Origin of the sequence: Litoribacter ruber (assembly GCF_018500185.1) — a bacterium.
Classification (GTDB): domain Bacteria; phylum Bacteroidota; class Bacteroidia; order Cytophagales; family Cyclobacteriaceae; genus Litoribacter; species Litoribacter ruber.
Window position 1 is genome coordinate 1 of sequence record NZ_JAHBGI010000030.1, and the last position, 8,544, is coordinate 8,544.

The 8,544-nt window shown below is 39.0% G+C and carries 8 protein-coding genes; all 8 read right to left on the minus strand.

From position 1 onward, the window contains the following. Nucleotides 1–641 precede the first annotated feature (641 nt). The gene (locus tag KIH41_RS17760; RefSeq protein ID WP_213946176.1) at nucleotides 642–890 is read right to left on the minus strand and encodes a hypothetical protein; all 249 of its coding nucleotides are present in this window, start codon (nucleotides 888–890) and stop codon (nucleotides 642–644) included. Nucleotides 891–949: 59 nt separating this feature from the next. Beyond that, nucleotides 950–1,525 carry a hypothetical protein gene (locus KIH41_RS17765; RefSeq protein ID WP_213946177.1) on the minus strand — a complete coding sequence of 192 codons (576 nt, stop codon included), beginning with the start codon at nucleotides 1,523–1,525 and terminating at the stop codon, nucleotides 950–952. A gap of 14 nt (nucleotides 1,526–1,539) precedes the next feature. Further along, nucleotides 1,540–2,670 (minus strand): RHS repeat domain-containing protein, encoded by a 1,131-nt coding sequence (locus KIH41_RS17770; RefSeq protein ID WP_214163298.1) that lies wholly within the window; start codon nucleotides 2,668–2,670, stop codon nucleotides 1,540–1,542. Between the two features lie 263 nt (nucleotides 2,671–2,933). Beyond that, entirely contained in the window at nucleotides 2,934–3,347 is a 414-nt protein-coding gene (locus tag KIH41_RS17775; protein WP_214163299.1) for a hypothetical protein, read from the minus strand. Then, a complete protein-coding gene (locus KIH41_RS17780) occupies nucleotides 3,344–5,836 on the minus strand; it encodes an RHS repeat domain-containing protein (RefSeq protein WP_214163300.1) in 2,493 nt (830 codons plus the stop codon). The genes KIH41_RS17775 and KIH41_RS17780 overlap by 4 nt, the downstream gene beginning before the upstream one ends. A gap of 447 nt (nucleotides 5,837–6,283) precedes the next feature. After that, nucleotides 6,284–6,667, minus strand: a complete 384-nt coding sequence (locus tag KIH41_RS17785; RefSeq protein ID WP_214163301.1) for a hypothetical protein — start codon at nucleotides 6,665–6,667, stop codon at nucleotides 6,284–6,286. A gap of 11 nt (nucleotides 6,668–6,678) precedes the next feature. Beyond that, nucleotides 6,679–7,437 (minus strand): RHS repeat domain-containing protein, encoded by a 759-nt coding sequence (locus KIH41_RS17790; protein WP_214163302.1) that lies wholly within the window; start codon nucleotides 7,435–7,437, stop codon nucleotides 6,679–6,681. A gap of 150 nt (nucleotides 7,438–7,587) precedes the next feature. After that, nucleotides 7,588–8,151, minus strand: a complete 564-nt coding sequence (locus KIH41_RS17795; RefSeq protein WP_214163303.1) for a hypothetical protein — start codon at nucleotides 8,149–8,151, stop codon at nucleotides 7,588–7,590. Nucleotides 8,152–8,544 lie beyond the last annotated feature (393 nt).

The window sequence follows — 8,544 nt, forward strand, 5'->3', positions numbered from 1 at the left end:
TCGGGAGGTTTAGGAGGTTAGGGAATAAAAAGGTGATGGGCCGAATGGATTAACGGATTAACGTAAGATACTCCAGCCCTAATCCATTAATCAGTCCAGAAGGGAATCCAGCGCAGCTATTCCCTTCTGGACCTTAAACCTATCAACCAAGCCGTGAATGTCAAGTGTTCGGGATAACCTTATAAACTATGGAGTTTATAAACCCACTCTCCTGCTCTTCGGAATTTGCAATTCCGAAGCCAGACCACCATTTTCAGTGGTCCCGATAAGCGCAGCGGTCGGGATAAAAAGGATTTGCAATTCTTCTAGAAGGTGTTCTTAATCCACCATATAAAGCCATCGGCTTAACCTAATTTGCTTATTCATTAATCATCCGCATTATACCCCAAAGTAAAGGCAAAGGCATCCTTACCTGTCCTCAGGCCGTTGACTCCATCTGCACCAGGATCACCATCACCCGGTATATTCACATCCAAACTTCACCTCAGAGGAATCCATCCAATATATGTGGGACAAATCCTGCCGAGGCAGGTGTGTATTTGACTTCTTTATTAATTTTTATCTCTGTGTGAATCTGTGACATCTGTGGTGAGTTATAGTCAAATCCCCATTCTGGTACATCACAAAGTTCACATTCCCACTCACCAAATCATATACATATTCCGTACGCTTAGGGGCCAGTCACGGGATCTTTTGAAGTAAACCCTTTCCTCCCCTGCAACCTGGCCTCCCGATCCGCAAATGCTTCTCGGGACAGGCTCCTCGCTAACCCCGAAAGCTTTCGGGGCCACCGGAGCAATTTTTAACGCTCGGTCCTCATGTTCATCATAGCTATATAACGTAATCACCGTATCCTGCCGGTCCTTCTCGATCATGGCGGTCCAGCTCAAACCTAATGACGTTTTTCATGAAGGAAGACACTTTCATTAGTCAAATAAATGTTATCTGCTTAATTACAATAAAAACCGTAAGGACTTAATGAACCAAATCTGTTACTATTGGATTTTGGAAGTTGGTCTACATATTTCATAAAATCAATATATTGCTCTTCAGAAGGTTCTGTTTCATGGATATTAATTGATGGAATATAAGCAACAAAATAACCCCAGCATTCAACATTAAACACGTAACCTTTAACAACCTCCTTAAATTTTTCATCCGAAGAAACATATATTCTTGTTTTTACTCCTACATAATTGATTGGAACAGGGACTGAAATCGGATCTTTATACAAAGTATCTCCATTATAAACGATTGTATCCCTTTTAACGAACTTTAATTCATTTAATTTGGAATAATAATGTACCAACTTTCTACCATCTTCTCTACTCCTCCCAATCAAAGTCTGATCAATTTTATTTATTTTAGTATGGTAACCATACATTACTTCATATTCTGAATTTGCCTTTACATATAATCGTTTGGTTTTAAGCTGCCAATATCCTACATACCCATACCATATGACTGGAACAATTATTGAAATTACTATTATTGAAATTAAAAATCTTTTAAAATTAAATGTCATATCTATGAAAGTTATTATTTATACTCCTTTTCTTTTTCAAAATACGATCTAGACTTCCAAATTCCATCTGGTTTATATTCCAAACTGCCAGAATCATTAACTGACTCAACAGCATTACTATAAACCTTAATCCCACTTCCTTTTCCATCAATAATAATTTGGCTTTCGGCCCTTATACTGCCTTCTTGGCTGTTTCTGTAAAATGATGGTTCACTTAATATCCAATCTTCACCTAGTCTTATTTTACTAGCTTCTGAATTTGAAATAGAAATAGATTCAAAAACCACAGATTGGTCTCCACTTTTAAAACTTCCTCCTATACCATACCCCACTCTAATTCCAAACAAATTTTTCCCAAACTGCACACTTCCTCCTAGCCCCCATTTAGCACTTACTGTACTCATTGACATGCCTATAGCCTCCATTGCTTTTGAGAATGTCGGTTTCTTGTATGCAAAGTTGAAACCTCCATCAATACCTATTTCTGCTCCTCCAATAATTTTAGGATTTGTACTACTTTCACTTAAATTTTGGTTACCAGGCCATACGGCAGTATAGGTTTTAAATTGGGTTTTACCAATCATATCCCAGGCAGTACCGTTTGAAATACCCAAATTAAATCCATAAAAATTTCCCACGGCCACATTTATACCTTCTGAATATATACTTGTTGAATTCCAATATTCCAACCCATCCAAATCAATCCCATCAATCGGCCTATTTGATGCGAACTGGTACGGTGTCAACATCGGGTAAGATTTAGTCAAAGGATCCACACTCAAAAACTTCGCAATCTTCGGATCATAAATCCTAAACCCATAATCCTGCGTACCCGTCTCTGAATCATTTTCTTTCCCATTGAACCCGTATCTATAAGATAAGGAGTCTTGGTAAGCTCTCCCCTCCATGGCTAACCCGAATGGGTAATAATCAGTCAGATTGATAATTTCAGCCCACGTGCTATCTGAAGATTGGTGGATGTTGTCTGAAACCACTGCTAATACATTGCCTAAATGATTGCTTAGCTCATACCGCTTTCCTCCCAGGTTCCTATATCCTTGCTGTGAACTGGCCACCTGAATACCCAATCTTGAACTGCCGTATATCGACTGCTCCGTCAAAGAATCCACCTCATAAATTGCCATCGGATTGCCTGACGCATCCCTCACATACCGCTGCACCGATTCCCCTACCTTCTTCTCAATACGTTGCCCAGCGGCATCATACCTGAATTCCAATTTAGTCCCATCAGATTTATTAACTGCTCTTATCTTTCCATAAGGCGTCCATTCTATATTGGTAATCCCCTCCTTCTCATCAGAAGTCAAATTACCGATGGCGTCATATCTGTAATTGAAATCTACAGTAACAATGATATCAACTGAGGAATAAATATTTATCTTTTAAACTATTTCAATTCATATCGAATAAACTCTAAAGAGTTTAAGTCATCCACAGTAGTAAATATATTATACCTATCAGGCACATAAAGATTGTTTTCAAATACAATGTATGGCCTAGGAACTCCTTGATCAATTTTATAATAAACATTTGTCTTGATATTAATTAATTTTTTATGAGATTCCCATGGTCCTATCCATGTCTTAACTGTTTCTAATCTATAATTATTTTTCTTACCTTTTGGCAGTTCAATTAACATGTATAGTATACCATCGTGATAGTCGTCTGGATTTCTAAGATAATGAATAACTTCGTTTGGCAAGTTTTTAAACTTTACTCTTTCATGTTCAAGTGTATTTATATTACTATCGAAACAACTACTTAAACTAATCACAATAACAAAAAAAATCCAATACTTCATTTGTCCTCAGTTTTATTTATCCAATCATTAGTCCTATTGTGGGAGTTATGAAAATCTCCTGTTACACCTTGAGCATTATCAACACTTATGTTTTGCTGAGCATTGTTATATACTCTGCCCGCAGGACCTAGCTCTCCTGAACCTTTTTGCTGACCTATTCTATTCCCTATTCTTGTACCTCTTTGATAAAAACCAAAAAGTTTATTCCAAGTACTATTTCCTCCATTAATCTGTACAGGGTCTTTCTTGTCATAAACGTTTGCATGAGTAACTCGTTCTGAGGCTTTTTCAGATAATTGATAATCATCACGAACGGGAGTGTTAATAGTTAGTAAGTTAAATTCAATATTATCAAACTCCTTCATTTCAGTCATCATATTTAAAGCTTCGATTGAAACATTTCCTCCATGACTGTGGCCGACTAAAGTAATTGAACCATTAAAGTCATCAGATTTCATCTGAGTTCTTACGTGGTCAATTAATCCAATTGCTGCATTCGTTCTTGCACCGCTAAAGTTATCTCCTGACCAATCAAATGCTTTCCCAAATTTATCGTCATTAAACAAATTATTAGAGGCCTTTCTTATTCCTCTTGGATTTTCCCATGTAGCTGAACTTGTCCAAGTCCCATGAACAAGTATGATATCCCTACCGTCCGGATCTATATAGATTAATGGATTATTTGCGAAACCTGAATATCCAGAAAGACTAGGGTAACTACTAGCGTGGGGATCCACACTCAACCATCTCCCCACCTTCGGATCATAAATCCTCGCCCCAAAATCATATGACCTACCCTCTCCCTTCCACTCATTATCACGCTCCATTCCGTTAAATCCATACCTATAAACAGTAGTATCCTGATAACCTCTTCCTTCCATAGCTAACCCGAATGGGTAATAGTCAGTTATATTAATAACCTTTGCCCAAGTACTATCCTGATTAAGGTGAATATTATCAGTAACAACCGCCAGAACATTACCAAGGTGATTTGATAGCTCATACCGCTTTTCTCCCAGGCTCCTGTATCCCTGCTGTGAACTGGCCACTTGGATTCCTAATCTGGAGCTTCCATAAATGGATTGTTCGGTCAAGGAATCCATTTCATATATCGCCATAGGATTGCCCGAGGCATCCCTGACATACCTCTGCATAGATTCCCCTACCTTTTTCTCTATCCGCTGACCTGCGGCATCATATCTAAACTCAAGCTTAGTTCCATCAGACTTGTTCACTGATCTAACTTTACCATATGGTGTCCACTCTATACCTGTAATCCCTTCCGATGAATCAGAAATTAGATTACCAACTTCATCATAAGTATAATTATTACCCGAACCGCCATCTACATTCCTCAGCTTGTTGGTATTCTCATAATAACTGTACTCGAAGGCATCCTGTACACTACCTTGTTCATTCCTTCTATTTAATGTAAGCAAATTACCGTTTCCGTCATAGCTATAGTCTACATCATATGCTTTAGGAGTACTAGTCCTAGTTGCATATCCGTTACTTGAATACTCCTTAAGGCTTCTGGCCTCCACAATCCTATGCAATTGGTCATAATGATACACCATCGCCTGCATGGGATCCTGCTCTAAACCGGGTAAATCTGTATTCATCCATGCAATGTTTCCATTATACAGCCCACTAGTACCTCTCTGCTCATCATACCGATTCCACAGCCCATCCCTTCCGTCACTTGTCACCACATTTGGATTAATCGGCTTAAAGTCATCGGCATGGTAACCCAGCGTGAAAGCAAAAGCATCCTTACCTGTTCTCAGCCCGTTAACTCCATCTGCTCCAAGATCACCCTCCCCTGGCATATTCACACCCTTCAGCCAGCCTTGCAAAGTATAATAGTAATCAAGTCCCTGCACGTTATACTCTCCAAGTTCAACCCTAGCAAGCGGTCCGTGTGGATAATAGTGATATGTAGCTTCCCTGTTCCACAGATAACCGTCCGTACTCGTATGCACATACTCTATCCGGTTGTCTGCATCGTAACTATACCGATGGATGAATTGATCATCGTACCCAAATTGATACATCACAAAATTCACATTCCCGCTCACCAGATCATATACGTATTCCGTACGCTTTGGGGCGAGGCCAGGGATCTGCTGGAGCAATCCTTTGACGTTACCATGCTCATCATAGCTGTACAGCGTGAAAACAGTATCAGGTTGATCTTTCTCGATCATCGCCGTCCAACTGACACGGCTTCTAAGATTCTCCTGCAGGAAAGTACTGTCGCTATGCGTATGGGGCTTGTCATATACCGTTTTGGTGATATCATAGGCAGTGTATTCACCTAGATCTGGAAAATTTAATGTATTAATTTTCGCCTTTAGGCTGTCGATAGGCTCCGTGCTCAGCAGCTCACCCACCTCGGTCACCCTGCCCTTGGCATCGTAGCGGGTATAGCTGTAGGGTTCACCACAGATTACTCGGATTAACACAGATTTTATAAGTAAATAATTCATATTGGGTACGTTGCAGCTTATTACACAGATCCCCTTCTGTGCCATCATTTTTTTTTCTGTGGAACAGAACCTGCCTTATAGCAGGTGGATTCTTTGCACTTGTCAAAACAACTCAATTTCTATGTTAATCTGTGAATTCTGTGGTGAATTGAAAAGCTAGTTCGGATACGGGGGCGTGTAATGGGTTCACCACAGATAACACTGATTTGCACAGATTTTTTAATTTAAAAACTAAAGCTAAAACTTATCCTAATTTTAATAGGCCTAAAGTTAACCGGATACACGCAAATTCAAAATCCAACTCTGTGTTAATTTGTGTAATCTGTGGTAAACCTATTAAAACCTTGGAATCGCATCCGGGGTCTGTGCCGGAAAGGTCTGCGTACCGTTCGGCACGCCACTTACCGTATCGTACTGTTAAAGATTTATTCGCAAAGTTTTTACTTATTAAAGTGATTCTAAGTAATTTAATAAACAAAAATTCATTTTTTTTGACTTCCCGTTATACAAAATACCTAGATCGCTCATACAAATCACATCCTTTTTACCTGATTCATAAAATATTGTAATTCTTACTCTAACATCTGGATGATAATCTGAAGAATCCGATTCTAATGAATTAATCCAATTTTCAAATTTAGAAATTGTTTCTTTATCTTTTATTATATGTGACTCTATTTGGTCTTGGAAGGAATATTCAAAATTATCGCATTTAATGGTAAATACTGAAGTAATTCCAAAATCAACCTTTTTAACTTCTAAATAATCTATTTTATCAGAGTTATCACAAAAACTCAATATACCCAGTAATAACACAAAAATATTCTTCATAGCTTTTTCAATTAATCATCTTCTAGTTCTGTTGAAAGACCTCCTTTAGTTCTTATAGGAGAACCCTCATGGTCTTTTCTAGTAACTTCACCCTCTTTAATTTCTCCTAATTTCTTTGCAGTCTTTTGCTCAGATCCAGTAATAACTCTTTTTTCCTCTAAATTTTTATAGTCTAAATCCTTTTCTCCCCTATACTTAAAGTATTGGTCTGGTTTAGTGTCAAACTGTAAGGCATGGTCAACCTCATGGTTGAAAACTGTTATTGGGGATAATAATTGCCCTTCATTAGTTATGACTCCCATTTTTGGGTCCCACTTGATTGTTCTAGTTTGATAATCAAATGTTCCTACATTTCTCCCTTCATCAATATAGTACTCTACATCTGAGGCATGTAGCTTAGCAAGCATACCCCCTAACCCATATTTGTTTAAAATTTTTACTGCTTCTGAAAACTGTTTTTTAAACTCATCTGACACTCCCTCAGCAAAAACAACTTTTCTACCATCAGGATCAATAAATCTTAAAGGGCTATTTGTGACAAATGCAAATGGAGAAATAGAGGGGTACTTATCTGCCAAGGGGTCAACACTCAACCATCTCCCCACCTTCGGATCATATATCCTTGCACCAAAATCATATGATCTTCCTTCACCCTTCCACTCATCATCCCTCTCCATTCCATTGAACCCATACCTATACACTGTCGTATCCTGATTCCCTCTCCCCTCCATCGCCAATCCAAACGGATAATAATCCGCTAGACTACTCACCTGCGCCCAAGTACTATCCTGATTAAGGTGAATATTATCAGTAACAACCGCCAGAACATTACCAAGGTGATTTGATAGATAATACCGCTTTTCTCCCAGGCTCCTTTATCCCTGCTGTGAACTGGCAACTTGGATTCCTATTCTGGAGCTTCAATAAATTGATTGTTCGGTCAAGGAATCCATTTCATATATCGCCATAGGATTGCCCGAGGCATCCCTCACATACCTCTGAACCGATTCCCCTACCTTCTTTTCAATCCGCTGACCCGCTGCATCATACCTAAATTCCAGCTTGGTCCCGTCTGATTTATTGACTGCCCTTATTTTCCCGTAAGGTGTCCACTCTATACTATTAATACCTTCCGAGACATCAGCTACTAAATTTCCTACCTCATCATATTGATAGTTGTTCCCAGTAGTAGGATTTAAATTTCGGAGTTTATTAGTATTTTCATAATAACTATACTCAAAATCATCCTGCACAGTAGCTTGTTCATTCCTTCTATTTAAAGTTATTCCCACCCTACAACCTGGCCCCGAGCTAGATTGCTCCACCGGAGCAATCCTTAACGCTCGGTCCTCATTTCCGTCATAACTATAATCAACATCATAAGCTTTGGGAGTTGAAGTCCTCGTTGCATAACCATTCGGTCCATGCTCCCTTAGGCTTCTTGCTTCGACAATCCTATGCAACTGGTCATAATAGTACACCATAGCCTGCATTGGGTTACTTTCTAACCCAGNGGTCCATGCTCCCTTAGGCTTCTTGCTTCGACAATCCTATGCAACTGGTCATAATAGTACACCATAGCCTGCATTGGGTTACTTTCTAACCCAGGTAAATCTGTATTCATCCAAGCGATATTACCATTATACAGACCTGATGTATTTCTTTGGTCATCATATCTATTCCACAATTGATCCCGCTGATCAGAAGTAACCACATTCGGATTGATAGGCTTGAAATCATCCGCATGATATCCCAACGTAAAGGCAAAGGCATCTTTACCCGTCCTCAATCCGTTGACCCCATCCTCACCAACATCACTATATAGATCAAACCAAAGTGATGAAAAAATTTATTCTTCTTACTAATGCTAAACTAAA

Bases quoted from the DNA above. Each gene is read 5' to 3' on its own strand.
- KIH41_RS17765 (WP_213946177.1), bottom strand. From the start codon at position 1,525: ATGACATTTAATTTTAAAAGATTTTTAATTTCAATAATAGTAATTTCA.
- KIH41_RS17770 (WP_214163298.1), bottom strand. From the start codon at position 2,670: ATGGCAATTTATGAGGTGGATTCTTTGACGGAGCAGTCGATATACGGC.
- KIH41_RS17775 (WP_214163299.1), bottom strand. From the start codon at position 3,347: ATGAAGTATTGGATTTTTTTTGTTATTGTGATTAGTTTAAGTAGTTGT.
- KIH41_RS17780 (WP_214163300.1), bottom strand. From the start codon at position 5,836: ATGAATTATTTACTTATAAAATCTGTGTTAATCCGAGTAATCTGTGGT.
- KIH41_RS17785 (WP_214163301.1), bottom strand. From the start codon at position 6,667: ATGAAGAATATTTTTGTGTTATTACTGGGTATATTGAGTTTTTGTGAT.
- KIH41_RS17795 (WP_214163303.1), bottom strand. From the start codon at position 8,151: ATGGTGTACTATTATGACCAGTTGCATAGGATTGTCGAAGCAAGAAGC.